The sequence below is a fragment of the Streptomyces sp. WM6386 genome (genome assembly GCF_000972385.1).
GTDB lineage: Bacteria > Actinomycetota > Actinomycetes > Streptomycetales > Streptomycetaceae > Streptomyces.
In genome coordinates, this window is the sequence record NZ_JXTE01000472.1 from 1 (window position 1) to 469 (window position 469).

A 469-nucleotide genomic window follows, 5' to 3' on the forward strand; every position below is an offset into this window, starting at 1 on the left:
CAGCGACAGAACGGCGAGATCCGCGACCTGGCCCGCACCCTGCACCTGCGGGCCCAGCTCGCCCGGGACGAGGACGACGAAGCCGGGGCGCAGTCCGCACTGCGGCAGAGCCTGACCCTGTACGACTCGATCGACGAGCGCACCGAACTGCGCAGCCAACTCGGCTGGAGCGTGTTCGCCACCGCCTGGGTCGAAGGGCTGCGCCTGCGGCCCGAGACGATGGTCGGCGAAGCGCTCGCCGCGGTCGAGCCGGGCCAGGGCACCGAGCGTGGCGAGGCCGCCGCACTCACCCCCCGGCAACTCCAGGTGGCGCTCCTGGTCGCCGAGGGAATGACGAACCGCCAGATCGCCTCCCGGCTCAAGATCGCCGAGTGGACGGTCGTCAACCACGTCCGCAACGTGATGCGCAAGCTCGGCTGCCGCTCCAGGGTCCAAGTGGCCTGGGCCGTCGGCAGGAGACGCTGATGAC

General features: G+C 71.4%; 1 protein-coding gene. It reads left to right on the forward strand.

The features are described 5' to 3' along the window. Positions 1 to 465: helix-turn-helix transcriptional regulator (locus TN53_RS47115; RefSeq protein ID WP_046264226.1), on the forward strand; the 465-nt coding region annotated here is incomplete at its 5' end. Between the last annotated feature and the right edge of the window lie 4 nt (positions 466 to 469).